Annotated in this window: 11 protein-coding genes and 1 pseudogene; 6 read left to right on the forward strand and 6 right to left on the reverse strand. The window is 35.9% G+C overall.

Going from position 1 to position 17858, the window contains the following annotated elements; translation table 11 throughout:
- Nucleotides 1–129 precede the first annotated feature (129 nt).
- The 3 genes from ACZZZA_RS03585 to ACZZZA_RS03595 form a co-directional block, all read right to left on the reverse strand.
- The gene (locus tag ACZZZA_RS03585; protein ID WP_463429837.1) at nucleotides 130–621 is read right to left on the reverse strand and encodes a hypothetical protein; all 492 of its coding nucleotides are present in this window, start codon (nucleotides 619–621) and stop codon (nucleotides 130–132) included.
- Between the two features lie 82 nt (nucleotides 622–703).
- Nucleotides 704–1984, reverse strand: coding sequence for a methionine adenosyltransferase (gene metK / locus ACZZZA_RS03590; protein WP_463429838.1), 1281 nt, complete (start codon nucleotides 1982–1984; stop codon nucleotides 704–706).
- A gap of 231 nt (nucleotides 1985–2215) precedes the next feature.
- Nucleotides 2216–3166, reverse strand: a complete 951-nt coding sequence (locus tag ACZZZA_RS03595; protein ID WP_463429839.1) for a LysR substrate-binding domain-containing protein — start codon at nucleotides 3164–3166, stop codon at nucleotides 2216–2218.
- 128 nt (nucleotides 3167–3294) lie between these two features.
- Here ACZZZA_RS03595 and ACZZZA_RS03600 point away from each other — a divergent pair, with 128 nt between their 5' ends.
- The 6 genes from ACZZZA_RS03600 to ACZZZA_RS03625 all read left to right on the forward strand — a co-directional run bounded on the left by ACZZZA_RS03600 (nucleotide 3295) and on the right by ACZZZA_RS03625 (nucleotide 9886).
- The gene (locus ACZZZA_RS03600; RefSeq protein ID WP_463429840.1) at nucleotides 3295–4782 is read left to right on the forward strand and encodes a catalase; all 1488 of its coding nucleotides are present in this window, start codon (nucleotides 3295–3297) and stop codon (nucleotides 4780–4782) included.
- Between the two features lie 100 nt (nucleotides 4783–4882).
- Nucleotides 4883–5650, forward strand: a complete 768-nt coding sequence (locus ACZZZA_RS03605; protein ID WP_463429841.1) for an enoyl-CoA hydratase-related protein — start codon at nucleotides 4883–4885, stop codon at nucleotides 5648–5650.
- Between the two features lie 27 nt (nucleotides 5651–5677).
- Complete coding sequence (locus ACZZZA_RS03610) at nucleotides 5678–6109, forward strand: deoxycytidylate deaminase (protein ID WP_463429842.1); 432 nt, start codon at nucleotides 5678–5680, stop codon at nucleotides 6107–6109.
- Nucleotides 6110–6125: 16 nt separating this feature from the next.
- Nucleotides 6126–7043, forward strand: a complete 918-nt coding sequence (gene xerD, locus ACZZZA_RS03615) for a site-specific tyrosine recombinase XerD (RefSeq protein WP_463429843.1) — start codon at nucleotides 6126–6128, stop codon at nucleotides 7041–7043.
- Nucleotides 7040–7555, forward strand: coding sequence for an NUDIX hydrolase (locus tag ACZZZA_RS03620; protein ID WP_463429844.1), 516 nt, complete (start codon nucleotides 7040–7042; stop codon nucleotides 7553–7555). The genes xerD and ACZZZA_RS03620 overlap by 4 nt, the downstream gene beginning before the upstream one ends.
- Nucleotides 7556–7783: 228 nt before the next feature.
- Nucleotides 7784–9886, forward strand: a complete 2103-nt coding sequence (locus ACZZZA_RS03625; RefSeq protein ID WP_463429845.1) for an Ig-like domain-containing protein — start codon at nucleotides 7784–7786, stop codon at nucleotides 9884–9886.
- A gap of 82 nt (nucleotides 9887–9968) precedes the next feature.
- On the opposite strand, the gene ACZZZA_RS03630 is transcribed toward ACZZZA_RS03625, so the two are convergent.
- The 3 genes and pseudogenes from ACZZZA_RS03630 to ACZZZA_RS03640 form a co-directional block, all read right to left on the reverse strand.
- Nucleotides 9969–12200 carry an outer membrane beta-barrel protein gene (locus ACZZZA_RS03630; RefSeq protein ID WP_463429846.1) on the reverse strand — a complete coding sequence of 744 codons (2232 nt, stop codon included), beginning with the start codon at nucleotides 12198–12200 and terminating at the stop codon, nucleotides 9969–9971.
- A 245-nt stretch (nucleotides 12201–12445) separates the two neighbouring features.
- Nucleotides 12446–14714: pseudogene (locus ACZZZA_RS03635) on the reverse strand (aconitate hydratase).
- Between the two features lie 304 nt (nucleotides 14715–15018).
- Nucleotides 15019–17802, reverse strand: a complete 2784-nt coding sequence (locus tag ACZZZA_RS03640) for a bifunctional aconitate hydratase 2/2-methylisocitrate dehydratase (protein WP_463429847.1) — start codon at nucleotides 17800–17802, stop codon at nucleotides 15019–15021.
- Nucleotides 17803–17858: the final 56 nt, after the last annotated feature.

A 17858-nucleotide genomic window follows, 5' to 3' on the forward strand; every position in this document is an offset into this window, starting at 1 on the left:
TTTTGTACGCTACAAATTCTATTAGAGTAAAGTCTTATCAATAAGCATTAAATTATGTTGTAAATATAAATAAAAAATTAATAACTGTTAAGTAATTATTAAATTTTTTAAAGAATTCTACAAAATTTTCTACTTAAACATGTCATGTAAGAACGTTGTTGGGATATTGAGTGTGAAATTAATATTTAATCCTTTTAGCTCTTTTCCGTTAAGTCTGCTGTCTGCAATAGAAAAAGCATAACCTCCGGTCAGATCTAAAAGACCGAATAATGAAACACCAATCTTTGGAGCAACATATTTGTTTGTTCCTTCAACACCCGCTAAAAAATAATAGGAATGTTTAAAATCAACATTTTTTTCAAAATTTAACAAAACGTCTGCATTCACTTTCGGCATAATGGCAAATTCGGAGTTTGCAGAACCCATTAATGCAGAGGCTCCCAATCTGTAAATCACATCATCAGTTTTCAGAAAAAGAAACTTTCCTCCCACTTCACCAAAGCTTTGATTTTGGTAGACATATCCTACATTGATCATTTTATGAATGGTCACCTGTGCTTTCGCAAAAGTACTCAGAAAACCCATACACCCGATTGCCAAAAACAACTTGAAGTTCTTCATCTTATTTTATTTAAAACGTAAATTTAAAAAAAACTGCCTTATCTGATAAAGATAAAGCAGTTTAAATATTTAAAAGAATAGATTAAATTCCAAAAGCGGATTTAATTTCTTCTACTTTGTCTAATTTTTCCCAGGTAAAGAATTCTAAACCTGTTAAAGTTAATTCATTTTTATGACCTTTATTGAATGTTTTATCGGCTACAAAATGCTCTCTTCCCATGTGACCATACGAAGCTGTTTCCTGATAAATAGGATTTCTCAGTTTAAGATTCTGCTCAATAGCGTAAGGTCTTAAATCAAAAATTGTAGAGACTTTTTTAGCGATTTCACCGTCATTCAAATCTACTTTTGACGTTCCGTAAGTATTGATGTATAAGCCACATGGCTCAGCAACACCAATTGCATAAGAAACCTGAACCAAAACCTCATCTGCAACACCTGCCGCAACTAAATTTTTAGCGATATGTCTTGTAGCATAAGCAGCACTTCTGTCTACTTTTGAAGGGTCTTTTCCAGAGAAAGCACCACCACCGTGAGCACCTTTTCCACCGTAAGTATCTACGATGATTTTTCTTCCTGTAAGACCTGTATCTCCGTGAGGACCTCCAATTACGAATTTCCCTGTCGGATTGATGTGATATTTGATCTGATCGTTGAACAATGCTTTTATTTCTTCAGTCTGCAAAGCCACAACTCTAGGAATCAAAATATTTTTGATATCTTCTCTGATTTTATTAAGCATTTCTTCTTCAGCTGCAAAATCATCATGCTGAGTAGAGACTACTATAGAATCTATTCTTACCGGTTTGTGATCGTCAGAATATTCAATTGTTACCTGGCTTTTCGCATCTGGACGAAGATAAGTGATTTCAGAATTTTCTCTTCTGATGGCAGAAAGCTCTTTTAGAATAGTATGTGCCAAATCCAGAGCAAGAGGCATATAATTAGCCGTTTCGTTGGTTGCATAACCAAACATCATTCCTTGGTCACCTGCTCCCTGAGCATTTGCTTTAGCTTCGAAAGATTCGTCACTTACAGCTCTGTCAACACCCTGATTGATATCTGGAGACTGTTCATGAATCGCAGAAATTACTCCGCAAGAATCACCGTTGAACATATATTCACCTTTTGTGTAACCAATTCCGTTGATTACTTCTCTTGCAATGGTCTGTACATCAAGATAAGCTCCCGATTTTACTTCACCTGCCAGAACAACCTGACCTGTAGTAACCAAGGTTTCGCAAGCTACTTTTGAAGTTTTATCGTATGCTAAAAAATGATCAATTAATGCATCGGAAATCTGGTCGGCAATTTTATCTGGATGCCCTTCTGAAACTGATTCAGATGTAAATAAATAAGACATATGATCTTGTATTTTTTTTAAATTAAAAAAAGAAGAAAAAAAGAATAATTGCCCAGAAAAGCTAAAAAGAATATACTGTTTTAGCATTTTTTTAGAGAGGTTGCAATCAGGTCAAATTTTTCCTCGTTATAAACGTCAGCAAATTTAAGTACTATTTTCTTAATACTCAAAACTTTTACGTGGTATTTATAATTTTCTTGAAATTAATGATTTATATCAATAATTTAAAAATTACTGAGGTTTGATGCTCACATAATCTTTAGGATTTTTATTAAAATTCAACTTTGTATCAAGCGAGCTTTTGATGAAAGATCCCAATTCATCAATAATTTTCTGCTTGAAAGTCGGCTTGTAATAAATAATACTGATTTCTCTGTAAGGAAAAGGTTTTTTAAATCTGAAAACCTTACTTTTCTGCTCTTCAGAAAGCTGATTCAAAGCTAATTCAGGTAAAATACTGATTCCGCCAACTTTGTCAACCATGTGAACTAAGGTCTGAATATTTGAAGCTAAAAACTCAAGATTTTTAGGTTTCAATCTGTTTTCTTTTAAATGACAGATATTTTCAAATTGATTTCTCAGACAGTTTCCTTCTTCTAAAAGCCATACTTTTTCTACATTCAGTTCATCAGGAACGATAAAAGTATTTTTCTTATTTGCCTCAGTATCTGAACTGTAGATCATCAACTCTTCATTAAAAAGAAAGTCCTGATAAAATTCGTTGGCATTATCATAAGGTGTAGAAATAATTCCTGCGTCTAATTCTCCGGCTTTTAAAGCTTTGATAATATTATCAGTGGTCATTTCTTTTACATTCATCAAGATTTTAGGATTTTCTTCCAGGAAATGAAAAATCTCAGTGGGTAGAATAAATGATGAAACTGTTGGGATAATTCCTAGGTTGATGGTTCCGCCTAAAATATTGTTTAACAAATTTGCTTTATTTCTAAGCTCATTTACCCCCTCAATAATAACTTTGGCCTGATCAATAATCTGTAATCCGACGTCAGTAGTACGAATTGGATGGGTTGTTCTGTCAAAAACCTTCACATCCAGCTCATCTTCAAACTTCTGTATCATTGCGCTTAATGTAGGCTGAGTTATAAAACAAGCCTGAGCAGCTTTACCAAAATGTTTATACTTATCGACAGCGATAAGATATTCCAATTGCTGAATGTTCATCTGATTAATATTATCTATTACAAAGATATGACGTTTTTGATATAACCAATCAAAATTTCTACTAAATTTGATAATTATTAAGCTAATTACAGCTATTAAAATCTCATGAAAATTAATCAAATTATTATATGGATTCTAAAAAATTAACAACAGGAAGCGGAGCTCCTTATTTCGAGCATCAGGATTCCCAGACAGTTGGAGCACGTGGTCCGGTATTGCTTCAGGACTTTATCTTACAGGAGAATTTGGCTCATTTCGTAAGAGAAAGAATTCCGGAAAGAATCGTTCACGCAAAAGGAAGTGGTGCTTACGGTAAATTCACCGTTACTCATGATATTTCACAATATACAAAAGCAAAACTTTTTTCTCAGGTAGGAAATTCATGTAAAATGTTTGCTCGTTTTTCTACAGTAGGTGGCGAAAAAGGCAGTGCTGATACAGCAAGAGATCCAAGAGGATTTGCTTTAAAATTTTACACAGAAGACGGAAACTGGGATTTGGTAGGAAACAATACACCGGTATTTTTTATAAAAGATGCTAAAAAATTTCCCGATTTTATTCATACTCAAAAAAGAGTTCCGAAAACAAACCTGAAAAGTGCAACGATGATGTGGGATTTTTGGAGTTTAAATCCGGAATCTCTTCATCAAGTTTTAATTTTAATGTCTGAAAGAGGAACACCTTATGGTTACAGACACATGCATGGTTTTGGTTCTCATACTTTTTCTATGATCAATGAAAACAACCAAAGAACCTGGGTGAAATTTCATTTTAAAACAAAGCAGGGCATTAAAAACTTCACCAATGAAGAAGCTACAAAAATGGCAGGAGAAAACCCTGATTTTGCTCAGGAAGACCTTTGTAATGCAATTGACAATGGTGATTTCCCGAAATGGACAATGTACATCCAGGTAATGACCGAAGATGAGGCAAGAGAATTCAGATGGAATCCTTTTGATATTACAAAAGTTTGGTTTCAGGGAGATTTTCCTTTAATTGAAGTCGGCGAAATGGAATTAAATGAGATTCCGAATAATTTTTTCGCTCATGTAGAGCAATCTATATTTTCACCAAGTAACCTGATCAACGGCATTAGCTTTTCTCCAGACAAGATGCTTCAGGGAAGATTATTCTCTTATCCGGATGCACACCGTTACAGAGTTGGCGTTAATGCACATCAGCTTGAGGTAAACAGATGTCCGTTTGCTGTGCATAATTATCAGAGAGACGGCTTTATGGCAGATTCCAGTGAATATCAGGACAAGCCAAATTATCATCCGAACAGTTTTGATGATATTCAGCCAGATTCATCTTACAAAAATTTCGAATATGAGCTAGACAGTACTCATGTTGCTAATTTCAACAGAAATGAAAATGATGATGATCACTATACACAACCAGGTTTGTTATATACAAAAGCAATGAATCAGGAAGACAGAGATCGATTGATTAAGAATATCATTGATCATATGAGTGGTATTGACGGACCTAAAAGAGATGAAATTATCAATCGTCAACTTTGTCATTTTTTCCGTGCAAATATTGAACTTGGTATGAAAGTAGCGGCAGGATTAAACATCAATCTTGATTCTAATATGATGAATCATTCAAAATAAACTTGAAAAATAAACTTAAATGGGAAAAAAAAATACTTTTTTCCCATTTTTTTGCAAAATAATTTTTAATTTGCGCATTATTAAATATTACAGACTGCTAATGAATTATGAAAATATAATTATAGATAAAGAAGGCAAAACTGCCATCATCACAATCAACAGACCTGAAAGCTTAAACGCATTGAATGCCAATACAATAAAAGAAATCAGTTCTGCGTTAGATGAGTTAGTTTCTGATCATGAAGTTAGAGTAATTATATTGACAGGAAGTGGAGAAAAGTCTTTTGTAGCAGGAGCAGACATTAAGGAATTCAGTGATTTTAACACAGATCAGGCTGAAGAACTTGCAAGAAACGGACAGAATTTTCTTTTTAATAAAATCGAAAATTTATCAAAACCAGTTATTGCCGCAGTAAATGGGTTTGCATTAGGCGGAGGTTTAGAACTGGCAATGTGCTGCCATATAAGATATGCATCTGAAAATGCTAAGTTGGGCTTACCCGAAGTAACATTAGGATTAATTCCCGGATACGGAGGTACACAGAGACTTCCAAAATTAGTAGGAAAAGGCAGAGCGAATGAGATGATTTTCTCGGCGAAAATGATTCCTGCACAAAAAGCCAAAGAAATTGGTCTGGTAAATGAAGTTTACCCTATTGAAGAATTATTAATAAAGACGAAAGAATTAGCAAAGATTATTTCAAACAATTCTCCAATGGCAATTTCTAAAGCAATACATGCCACCAATCTGTCTGATACGGATAAAGGTTTTGAAACTGAAATCAAATATTTCGGTGAACTTTTTGAACTTGATGACAAAAAAGAAGGAGTTTCAGCTTTTATTGAAAAAAGAAAGCCTAACTTCTAATAATTACAGATTATTTCGAAAAAAGCGATGCAGAAGTATAATAAGTTTGATAAAGCTTATCTAAAAATGGCTCTGGAATGGGCAAAACTCTCTTACTGCAAAAGGAAACAGGTAGGAGCTCTTGTTGTAAAACACAGGATGATTATTTCGGATGGTTACAATGGTACCCCTTCCGGATCAGAAAACTGCTGTGAAGACGAAACTGGTAAAACCCACTGGTACGTACTACACGCAGAAGCAAATGCGATTTTAAAACTAGCCGGTTCGGCACAATCTGCAAGGGGAGCAACTTTATACCTTACGCTCTCACCATGTAAAGATTGCAGCAAGCTGATTCTACAGGCAGGAATTGAAAAACTCGTTTATATTAATGCTTACTCTGATAACGAAGGAATATCATTTTTACAAAGCCATGGTATCGAAATAATACAGGTTTCAGAAAATGAATTAACAATTTAAATAAAAACACAACACAATGACTTGGGATGAAAAAATTAAAGATTTCGAAATTTTTCTAAGATTTGAAAGAAACTTTTCAGAAAACACGCTCGATGCTTATGTACGAGACATTAAAAAATTAAAAGATTACGCAGAAGAAGATTTAGAAAATCTAGGTCCTGATGTAATTTCTTACGAAAATCTTCAAGAGTACATATTTACTCTTTCTAAACAAAAATTTAGCGAAAGATCACAGGCAAGATGGATATCCTCTATCAAAGCATTCTTCAAATTCCTTCTTGAAGATGAGATACGACAAGACAATCCTTCTTCACTACTTGAAGGTCCAAAACTAGGTCTGTATCTTCCTGATACATTAAGTCTCTCCGACATTAATAAAATTATTGATGCCATTGAAGTGCATACAGATCTTGGCAAAAGAAACCACTGTATTATAGAGGTTTTATATGGTTGTGGGATCCGTGTTTCTGAGCTGATTGACTTGAAAATTTCGAACCTGAATTTCAAAGAAAATTATATCAAAGTAGTTGGAAAAGGTAACAAAACACGTTTTGTTCCATTAGCTAATTACACTGCAAAATTATTGAAAGAATATATTCAGGAGGTACGTTCTCAAAATAAAATCAATAAAAAATACGAAGACACCCTGTTTTTAAACAGCAGGGGAACTTCAATGTCACGAGTGATCGTATTCATCATTATTAAGGAGCTTACTGATAAAGCCGGGATTAGTAAAAAAATATCCCCGCACACTTTCAGACACTCTTTTGCCACACATCTTTTACAAAATGGTGTAGACCTTAGATACATACAGGAAATGCTTGGACACTCGAGTATTACAACAACCGCTGTTTATACACATTTGCAAACCGAGGAACTTCGCGACGTAATACTCACGTACCATCCTAGAAATAAGGCTAAAATTACTGAATGAAAATATTGAAATTTTGTCCTAACTGTGGCAAAGAATCATTGAATTGGGATGGAGAAAAAAAATGGAGCTGTCCCAATTGCAATTTCACACTATACAATAACGTTGCAGGTGCAGTAGCAGTGGTAATACGCTGTGAAGATGAGATCTATCTTACGAGAAGAAATCAGGAACCTAAAAAAGGAAAATTAGATTTGGCAGGAGGTTTTGTTGACCCTAGAGAAAGCGCAGAAAACACTTGCAAAAGAGAACTTTTTGAAGAGCTTCAATGGGAAATTGACATTGATAATCTTCAGTATCTGACAAGTCTACCCAACGTATATCAGTATAAAGAGATTGATTATAATACCCTTGATATATTTTACGAGTATAAGGTTTCAGAAAAGTTTGAAGTTAATTTAGAATTATCAGAAATTTCAGAGGCTCAGTGGATTCCTGTAAAAGAAATCAACCTTGATGATATTGCATTTGATTCGCAAAAAATATTTTTTAAAGAATATTTAAAGAATTTTTAAGCTTAAATATTTCCCATACATTTTTTAAAACAGCCAGAAACTTGGTGTAATTTAGAAATGTGTGGGATTTTTATGAGATTTCGTAAAAGCAAAGAATTATTAATTATTCTTCAGATTTTATAAATATTCTTTATTCATAGAGGTCTTTTGCTTTTTTTTAAATGCTGTTTCAGGTGTTTTCATGTTATTTTTAAATTCTTTATCTTTATAGAACTAAAATAATTTTTTATGATTAAACTCTACAAGTTACCTTACAGCATGAGCAAAATTGATTCTTTTTTCAAATCTTTGCTTATCGTTATTGCAATCTTTTTCGGCATCTCAAAAGTAAAAGCTCAGGTAAGTGCTTATACTTTTGCACAATCGTCCGGAACATATACCCCAGTATTTGGAACTGTTTTGGGAACAGCTACCGGAAATGCTTCGGCGACTAATCTCAACAGTGAAGTATATCCGGTTACTTTACCTTTTAGCTTTAATTTTAATGGATTGGTATATACTTCTATTAATGTTTCTACGAATGGCTATATTACATTTGGTACTGTAGCTCCTACTGCTACTAACACCACACCTATTTCGGGGACAGCTTTATATGATGGGGCGGTTTCTGCTTGGGGAAGAGATTTAAGCAGCTATTTTGATGTGAATTCGAGAACAGGAAGTGTAGTCTGGGAAACTATAGGTACAGCACCCAACAGAGAAGTAGTAATAGAATGGAAAAATTTCAGAACCAATTCTGCAACTGCTGTTACTTCAATTTATTCTTTTTCATTTCAAATTCGACTATCTGAAACATCCAACATTGTAAAAGCGGTGTATGATTCCGGAAGTTATCTTGTAGGAAGTACTGCAGTAAGTGCAACTACTCAAGTGGGTTTAAGAGGTAGCTCTAACGTAGATTTTAATAACAGATTGAATGCTACAACAACTGAATACTTTAATTCTACAGCAGGAATTGCTAACAGCAGTGCACAGGCTTTTAACACTACCAGTGCAATCCCGGGAATGCCTACTTCCGGACTTACTTATTCATGGACACCACCAACATGTTATGCTCCATTAAATGTTTCTACTTCTAATCCCACTATTAATTCTGTAAATTTATCTTGGGCAGCCTCTCCTTCTTTGCCTTCAGGAGGTTACGATATTTATTACAGTACATCTGGTACACCACCTACAAGTGCTACGACACCAAATATAATTGGGTTTCAAGGTACATCAACAACATTATCAGGTTTACCGTCTTTAACGTCTTATTACGTTTGGGTAAGAGCAAATTGCGGTGCAGGTAACGTTAGTGTATGGTCATCTCAAACTGTCATGTTTTCAACTTTATGTCAGCCACCATCAATTTTAACGTCAACAGGAGCAACTGTTTGCCAAAATCAGTCAGCAACTCTTTCGGCAACTGCAAATGCAGGTACTACTATCAGTTGGTATGACGCGCAAACCGGTGGAAATTTATTAACAACCGGATCTACCTATACAACACCGGCTTTATCAGCTACAACAAATTACTATGTAAGCACATATACAGGAACTACCGGTCTTTCGGTCGGGAAAACAACCTATACAGCAAATCCTTCTAGCGGTGCAGGAACAACAAACTTCGGGTTGGTTTTTGACGCTCTTAGTTTCTTTACTTTAGAAACTGTAACCGTTTATCCTGTAAGCGCAAGTGGTGCATCTGGAACTTTAACTATCGATGTGGTAGATGGATCTGGAGCTGTAATTCATTCTAAAACAGTCAATGTAACCGGAGCTCCTACTTCTGCACCAGTCGCTCAGGTAATAGATCTTAATTTTCTTATTGCTCCGGGCACCAATTATAAATTACGCCCAGGAAATTATACAGGAATTAGCGGATTGCTATTTGATCCTTCAGCAAATGCACCAGGAGGCAATTTTGGCTACCCATTCGTTCTCCAAAATTTAGTGAGTATCAACAATAGCACATTAACTGCACCTCCAACAAACACCCCGAGAAATGATTTATATTACTATTTTTATGATTGGAAAGTATCTACCAAATGTGAATCTGCAAGAACAACGGTTACAGCAACGGTAGATTCAGCTTGTCTGTCAACCTTAGAAACAGATAAAAAAAATAGTGTAAAAGTATATCCTAATCCTTTCTCAGACATTATCAATATCGACAGAGCAGAGTTGGTAAAATCAATACAAATAACTGATGTAACAGGAAAATTGGTAAGGAATAATCTGAAACCAGAATCTGTTTTAAGATTAAATGATCTTTCACAGGGAATGTATATTTTACAACTTGATATGAAAGATGGTTCGAGACAAACCGTTAAAATAATTAAGAAATAATACGCTAACTTATTCAGACAAAAAGAGTCGGCTCCGAATAAAATTCGGAGCCGACTCTTTATTTATATTGATAAGTCAATCTTTACCAACAACTTACTGACCGGTTTGCATTACACCACCGGTTTCTTTCTTTTTTGCTGTTTAAGATGTTCGCATCTTCTTTTGCCAGTTTATTTTTGGTAGGAATTTTATAATTCACAGAAAGTCCAAAATTTCTGCTGTCGTATTTTGTTCTGATGAAAAGACTTTCTCCACCGGAAGGATTATTGGTTCTGATCTGCATTACCTGTCCGTTTAAAATATCATTACCGAAAATGGAAACTGTCAAACGGTTATCCATAAACTTCTTCGTCAACGTAATATCTACAGAATTATTAAAAGGTTTTTCAGCGGTAAAGTAAAAATATCCTGCTCTTGGAGTTAAGTAACTGTAATTAGCTGTTAGCTTGATGTCTTTTGGAAGAAGAATCTGAGCCATTAAATTAAAAATCCAGAAACCATTATTCTTCAGATTGTCAATATCATGCTTTTGATAGCCTGCATATAAATACATGAAATTAATTTTATCCGGATTAAAATCAAACTTCATGATTTCGCTCAATGGTTTCGTGAAAATCATGAACGGAATAGGAAGACCCACGTTAAAGTTGTGAATTTTCATATTAGAAATGTTCACCTGCTCATTGAAGATGTTTTTCCCTTCTCGTCTGATGATTTGAGCCACCTGGTTTTTTGCATTACTCACACTGTACCCGATAAACGCATAATCAAAAGCCGAAATTTTCACTTCATAATTATCAAAAATCGTGGGTTGTAGAAATGGATTTCCTGTTACCTGTGTGTTGGGTCCCTGAAACGTGCTGTTGTTGGGATTCAATGCAGAAATACTCGGCAGACTGATTTTCTTATTGTAATTTGCCAATGCGTAAACCTGATTCATCACATTATACTGCACACTTGCATTCGGGAAAAGCTTGAATTTATTAAAAGGAATCAGATCTTTTTGAATAATTGTTGAAGCACTGTCAATTCTTGTAACTCCTGAAATATCATAATTTTCGGCTCTGACTCCGGCAATAAAATCAAATTTTTTCAGCTTTGCCTGAAATTCCAGATACGTAGAAGCGGTTTGCCTCTGATATTCCAGATTGGTTAAGCCTTTACTTTCGGTATCGAAATTCTGCTTTTCATATAAACCTCCGAAGCTTACTTTTCCTTCATCCAGAATCTTTAAAGGCTGAGAATAATCTACTTTAAAATTGGCAATTCTCATATCTGAGCTATTTTCTAGGACGTTTCCGGCAGTAAAATTATATGATTCTCCTGTTGGTGAATCTGTGAATAATCCTTGTCTGAAAATATTATCCTGACCAAATTTGCTGTCTGACTTTGTATATCCAAATTGAAAATCCAGTTTTTTTTGTTTATCATCAAAACGAACCTGATATGTCGCAACCGCTTCCTGTCTTAAATTATTGGTATTCGCCGCATCAAAAGCATTAAAGCTTATTTCTCTGAAAATATCAGGATTTTCATCAACCAAGATATCTGCCAAGCCATTACTTGACGTATAGTTATCATTTTTATTGTGATAAATGTCGTAGTTTAAGAGCAACCGATCTTCTCCCAGATCAAATGTCAAACCGGATTTTGCGAAATATCCGCGCCCGATCCTGTCTGTATTGGTTAACATTAGATTGTCTTGATTAGAATTCAGCATACTTTCACGATAATTTTGCCCAACGCTCAGTTGCCATCCAAACAGTTTGTTTCTTGCATTCAGGTTTAATGAATGGCTCGTTCTGCTTCTCAGTTTGTCTTCGTTAGAAAAATTATAGTTTCCGGAATAAGTTGCGGTTAAATATTTATTAGCATTTTTATTGGTAATAATATTCATTATCGCTCCACCCGAAGTTGCAGGAAATTCTGCGCCGGGTTGCGTGATCACCTCTATTCTTTCCACAGAATTGGCAGGCATTCCTTCCAGAAAAGAATTTAATTCGTTGCTTGAAATATTGAGAGGTCTTCCATTCAGATAAACATCCAGAACTTTTCCCTGGTACATCATTCCTGCAATATCGGTTGAGACAAGACCGGGAAGTTTTTTGATGCCTTCCAAAACGTTTCCGTTATTCAGATGCGGCTGCTCGGAAAAATCGAAAATGGTACGGTCGGCTTTCTGCTCAACGGCTTTTTTAGTTTTGGTGATGACAACACCTTCTATTTCTTTTTCTTTTACTTTTGTATCCTTTGTTTCTTGTGCAAAAGTGATGGTTGATGCTACAACTGAAAGGGCCAGAATAATTTTCTTCATTGGGAGACTTAATTATGCCTAATTAGACTCCGAAAATGAAGATTTGTTACACATTTTTTATCATTTGTCAATTTTACTCCACAATCTTAATCTCATCATCTATCAGACCATAGAGTTCGTTGTGATTCAGTATTTGCTTAATATTCTCTTTCTATTTTGTTAAGACATATTAAAACAAAAATTCCGCCCGAAAAATCGAGCGGAATACTATTATTAAACTGCAATTTAAAATTAATTACAAGATTTTAACTTTCCTGTTGTGCAATCAGATTCAAAGCAGAACCTGCTACAAACCAGCCAATTTGCTGATCGTTATACGTGTGATTTGCCATGATCAGGTCTTTTGTTCCGTCTGAATGTACAAATTCTAAGGTCAATTGTTTACCCGGTGCAAACTGATCGAGATCTAAGAAGTTCACTGTATCATCTTCCTGAATTTTATCGTAATCTGCTTCATTGGCAAACGTTAATCCTAACATTCCCTGTTTTTTCAGGTTAGTTTCGTGAATTCTTGCAAAAGATTTTACCAAAACAGCTTTTACACCAAGATGTCTTGGTTCCATTGCTGCGTGTTCTCTTGATGAACCTTCACCATAATTCTGATCACCAACAACGATAGAAGGAACTCCTGCAGCTTTGTAAGCTCGTGCTACAGCAGGAACTTCAGCGTGTTCGCCTGTCAGTTGGTTCTTTACAGAATTTGTTTCCATATTGTATGCGTTTACAGCACCAATCAACATATTGTTTGAAATATTATCAAGGTGACCTCTGTATTTCAACCAGGGTCCTGCCATAGAAATATGATCTGTAGTACATTTTCCGAAAGCTTTGATTAAAACTTTAGCACCTGTAATATTTTTTCCGTCCCAAGCTTCAAAGGGCTCAAGCAACTGAAGTCTGTCTGAATCCGGATTTACTTTTACCTGAACGTTTGATCCGTCTTCAGATGGCGCTTGATAACCGGCATCTTCTACTGCAAAACCTTTTGATGGTAATTCGGAGCCGCTTGGTTCGTTTAGTTTGATCTGCTCACCGTTCTCAGCGGTTAATGTATCTGTGATTGGGTTAAAATCTAATCTTCCTGAAATTGCAATGGCGGCAACCATTTCTGGTGAAGCTACGAATGCGTGTGTATTCGGGTTTCCGTCTGCTCTTTTTGCAAAGTTTCTGTTAAAAGAATGGATGATCGAATTTTTTTCTCCTTTTTCAGATCCTTCTCTGTCCCACTGTCCGATACAAGGTTCCGCAGGCATTGGTAAAAATTCTGGCGTTTTCAAATTTTCTGAAAGAATCTAAGAAACCGTCTCTTTCTGCTGTAAATTTCACCTGTTCAGAACCGGGATTGATTCCAAGGATAGCTTTAGGTTTAACTCCTTTTGCTACTGCATCTTCTACGATGGAAGCTGCTCTCGATAAATCTTCATAAGAAGAGTTTGTACAAGAACCGATCAAAGCCCATTCAACCTCAATTGGCCATCCGTTTGCTTCAGCTTTAGCTTTAAATTCAGAAACCGGAGTTGCTAAATCTGGTGTAAAAGGTCCGTTCAAATGAGGGGCTAATTCAGATAAATTGATTTCAATTACCTGGTCAAAATATTGTTCTGGATTTGCATACACTTCAGCATCTCCCGTTAAATGTTCAGCGATAACATCGGCAGCATCCACAACATCCTGTCTTCCTGTAGAAGCAAGATATCTTCTCATAGAATCGTCATATCCGAAAGTAGAAGTGGTAGCGCCAACCTCAGCTCCCATATTACAGATCGTACCTTTCCCGGTTGCCGAAAGAGACTGAGCTCCTTCCCCAAAATATTCTACGATGCAGCCTGTTCCTCCTTTTACGGTAAGAATTCCGGCAACTTTTAGAATAACATCTTTTGCGGAAGTCCAGCCAGACATTTTACCGGTTAATTTGACACCGATTAGTTTTGGCATTTTAAGTTCCCATGCCATTCCGGCCATTACGTCTACAGCATCTGCACCACCAACACCGATGGCTACCATTCCCAATCCGCCTGCGTTTACGGTGTGAGAGTCAGTTCCAATCATCATTCCACCGGGGAATGCGTAATTTTCCAAAACAACTTGGTGAATAATTCCTGCTCCGGGTTTCCAGAAACCGATTCCGTATTTATCACAAACAGAACCTAAGAAATTGAAAACCTCAGAGTTCTTATTAATACCTTCCTGTAAATCTGATTCTGCACCTACTCTCGCCTGAATCAGGTGATCTGCATGAGCGGTCGAAGGTACTGCCACTTTAGCTTTTCCTGCCTGCATAAATTGTAACAGTGCCATTTGTGCAGTTGCGTCCTGCATTGCCACTCTGTCCGGAGCAAAATCCACATAGGAATTTCCTCTTTCATATTCTTTTGTTGAATTTCCTTCCCACAAATGTGTGTAAAGAATTTTTTCTGAAAGTGTCAACGGTTTTCCTGTGATTTGTCTTGCTGCTGCAATACGTTCAGGATAACGTTCGTACACCTTTTTGATCATGTCAATGTCGAAAGTCATATTTTGTTTGTTTTAATTTTTAGGTACCTTTTAGTGAAAATCACATTAAAAAGGAATAACGTTTTTATTCATCAAAATCTGTTCCTTCAATCAAAAATAAGGATAATTACAATGAATAGTTCGTATAATATATTTCTATCAATTTAAGAAAAAATAAAATTCCTATTGTTGATTTAGGTTAAAATAAATTAATTGAGTCTTAAATAGAAATGTTCTAAACAAAAAATTGAAAGATTTCAAATCCAAATCGGACCAAAATCTTTCAATTTATATTATTTAATTGTCCGAAGACTTATGAGTTAATTTAGTGGTGACCAACTGCAACCAATTCCTTAATTGGTGGAGCAAATTTTGTCAAATCAATCCCTTCAACTGCTGTTTTATATTCTTCAATATTAGGAATTCTCCCCATAATTGCAGAAAGAACCACAACCGGCGTTGATGCAAGAAGAGATTCTCCTTTTTTGCGTTCAGAATCTTCAACCACTCTTCCCTGGAAAAGTCTTGTAGACGTTGCCAAAACGGTATCTCCTTTTTCTGCTTTTTCCTGATTACCCATACATAGATTACAGCCAGGACGCTCAAGATACATCATGTTTTTATACTCAATACGAGCTGCGCCTTTCGGAGCATTGTCATCAAATTCAAACCCTGAATATTTTTCCAGCAATTCCCAATCTCCTTCTGCTTTTAATTCGTCAATAATATTATATGTAGGAGCTGCAACAACAAGCGGAGCCTGAAACTCAACTTTACCATGTAGTTTTTCAATATTCCTCAACATTTGAGAAACAATCTTCAAATCGCCTTTGTGAACCATACAAGATCCCACAAAGCCAAGATCCACTTTTTTATCTCCTCCGTAGAAAGAAAGATCTCTGATGGTATCGTGTGTATATCTTTTAGAAACATCTTCATTATTAACATCCGGATCAGCAATCATTGGTTCTGTGATGATATCAAGATCAATAACTACTTCTGCATAATATGTTGCATTGGAATCTGGTGTTAAAGCCGGTTTTTCGCCAGACTTGATTTCAGTGATTCTTTTATTTGCTTTATTAATCAAACCTTGAAGAACCTGAAGATGATTGTCCATTCCTTTGTCAATCATAATCTGGATTCTGCTTTTGGCAATTTCTAAAGATTCAATCAAAGTATCATCTTCAGAAATACAGATTGAAGCTTTTGCTTTCATTTCGGCAGTCCAGTCGGTAAATGTAAATGCCTGATCAGCAGGAAGTGTTCCGATGTGAACTTCGATAATTCTGCCTTGAAATACATTTTCACCACCAAATTGCTGTAACATTTGAGATTGTGTCGCATGAACAACATCACGGAAATCCATGTGATGTTTCATATTTCCTTTGAAGGTAACCTTTACAGATTCCGGAATCGGCATCGATGCTTCTCCGGTCGCCAATGCCAATGCCACAGTTCCTGAATCAGCTCCGAAAGCTACCCCTTTGGACATTCTTGTGTGAGAATCTCCACCAATGATGATTGCCCATTCGTCAATCGTAATATCATTAAGAACTTTGTGGATAACGTCTGTCATTGCGTGGTATTCGCCTTTGGGGTCACGAGCGGTGATCAAACCGAAATCATTCATAAATTTCATCAATCTCGGAATGTTTGCCTGAGCTTTTTTATCCCAGACAGATGCAGTGTGACAACCTGATTGGTAAGCACCATCAACGATTGGAGAAATAATTGTTGCTGCCATTGATTCTAATTCCTGCGCAGTCATCAAACCTGTTGTGTCCTGAGAACCAACGATGTTAACCTCAACACGAACGTCTGATCCGGCGTGTAGAATTTTCCCCGGAGCTAAACCAACAGCATTTTTGTTAAATATTTTTTCTACTGCGGTAAGACCAACCCCTTCTTTAGTAATTTCTTTTGAAGGCGCATAAACAGTAGGAATTTCTATTCCTAAAATATTCGAAGCCCAAGTCTGTAATTTTTTACCAAAAACGATAGCGTAAGATCCACCAGCTTTGATGAATTCCATTTTTTGAGGTGTGAATGACTTAGAAATGTCTTTCAATTCCTGATCGCCGTTGTATAATTTTTTTTCCTTAATGTTAATGGTAAGAACAGTTCCGGTTGCTACAGAATATTTTTCTTCAAGAATAGGCTCACCATTTTCGTTACGGATCGGATTTCCATTTTCATCTAATACTTTTACCCAGTTTTGAAGATCGATTCCGATTCCTCCGGTTACATCAACAGTTGTCAGGAAAATCGGAGAAATACCGTTTGTTCCGGCAACAATTGGCGCAATATTAACGAAAGGAATGTAAGGACTTGCTTGTTTACCAGTCCAAAGTGCTACGTTGTTTACACCCGACATTCTTGATGATCCAACACCCATTGTTCCTTTTTCTGCAATTAACATCACACTTTTGTCGGGATGTTGTGCTTGTAAAGCTTTTATTTCTTCCTGAGCTTGTGGAGACATCATGCATTTACCGTGAAGTTCACGGTCTGATCTGGAATGCGCCTGATTTCCCGGAGACAATAAATCTGTAGAGATATCCCCTTCACCAGCAATATAGGTTACCACTTTAATTTCTTCCGGAGCTTCAGGAAGTTTTGTAAAGAATTCTGCTTGTGCGTAGCTTTCGATCAGTTCTTTTGCGATTTCGTTTCCATTGTGGAACGCTTCTTTGAGACGATCTGTATCTGCTTCGTAAAGGAAAACTTGAGTTTTAAGAACATTTGCAGCTTCTTTTGCGATTGAAATATCATTGCTTAATGCTAAATCCAGCAAAACCTTGATTGAAGGACCACCTTTCATGTGTGACAGCAATTCGAAAGCGAAAGCCGGAGTAATTTCTTGTACTAAAGATTCACCTAAGATGATTTCTTTTAAAAACTGAGCTTTTACTGTTGCAGCACTCGTAGTTCCCGGTAAAACATTATAAATAAAAAAGTTTAGAGACTCTTCTCTGTAGATGTTATCCGAATCTTTTATTTGCGAAATGATCTCGCTTAGTAATTCTGCAGTGTCAATTGGTTTCGGATGAAGCCCTTGGTTTTTTCTTTCTTCAATCTCTTGGATGTAATCCTGATAAATATTCATAAATAGAAGTTCTTTTTTTATAGCTTAAAGTAGATCGGTAAACAGGTGGCGGATAA

Source organism: Chryseobacterium sp. AC405b, assembly GCF_979258685.1.

Excerpts from the sequence above, each read along its gene's own strand:
- ACZZZA_RS03585 (WP_463429837.1), bottom strand. The coding sequence starts at position 621 with ATGAAGAACTTCAAGTTGTTTTTGGCAATCGGGTGTATGGGTTTTCTG.
- metK (WP_463429838.1), bottom strand. The coding sequence starts at position 1,984 with ATGTCTTATTTATTTACATCTGAATCAGTTTCAGAAGGGCATCCAGAT.
- ACZZZA_RS03595 (WP_463429839.1), bottom strand. The coding sequence starts at position 3,166 with ATGAACATTCAGCAATTGGAATATCTTATCGCTGTCGATAAGTATAAA.
- ACZZZA_RS03600 (WP_463429840.1), top strand. The coding sequence starts at position 3,295 with ATGGATTCTAAAAAATTAACAACAGGAAGCGGAGCTCCTTATTTCGAG.
- ACZZZA_RS03605 (WP_463429841.1), top strand. The coding sequence starts at position 4,883 with ATGAATTATGAAAATATAATTATAGATAAAGAAGGCAAAACTGCCATC.
- ACZZZA_RS03610 (WP_463429842.1), top strand. The coding sequence starts at position 5,678 with ATGCAGAAGTATAATAAGTTTGATAAAGCTTATCTAAAAATGGCTCTG.
- xerD (WP_463429843.1), top strand. The coding sequence starts at position 6,126 with ATGACTTGGGATGAAAAAATTAAAGATTTCGAAATTTTTCTAAGATTT.
- ACZZZA_RS03620 (WP_463429844.1), top strand. The coding sequence starts at position 7,040 with ATGAAAATATTGAAATTTTGTCCTAACTGTGGCAAAGAATCATTGAAT.
- ACZZZA_RS03625 (WP_463429845.1), top strand. The coding sequence starts at position 7,784 with ATGATTAAACTCTACAAGTTACCTTACAGCATGAGCAAAATTGATTCT.
- ACZZZA_RS03630 (WP_463429846.1), bottom strand. The coding sequence starts at position 12,200 with ATGAAGAAAATTATTCTGGCCCTTTCAGTTGTAGCATCAACCATCACT.
- ACZZZA_RS03640 (WP_463429847.1), bottom strand. The coding sequence starts at position 17,802 with ATGAATATTTATCAGGATTACATCCAAGAGATTGAAGAAAGAAAAAAC.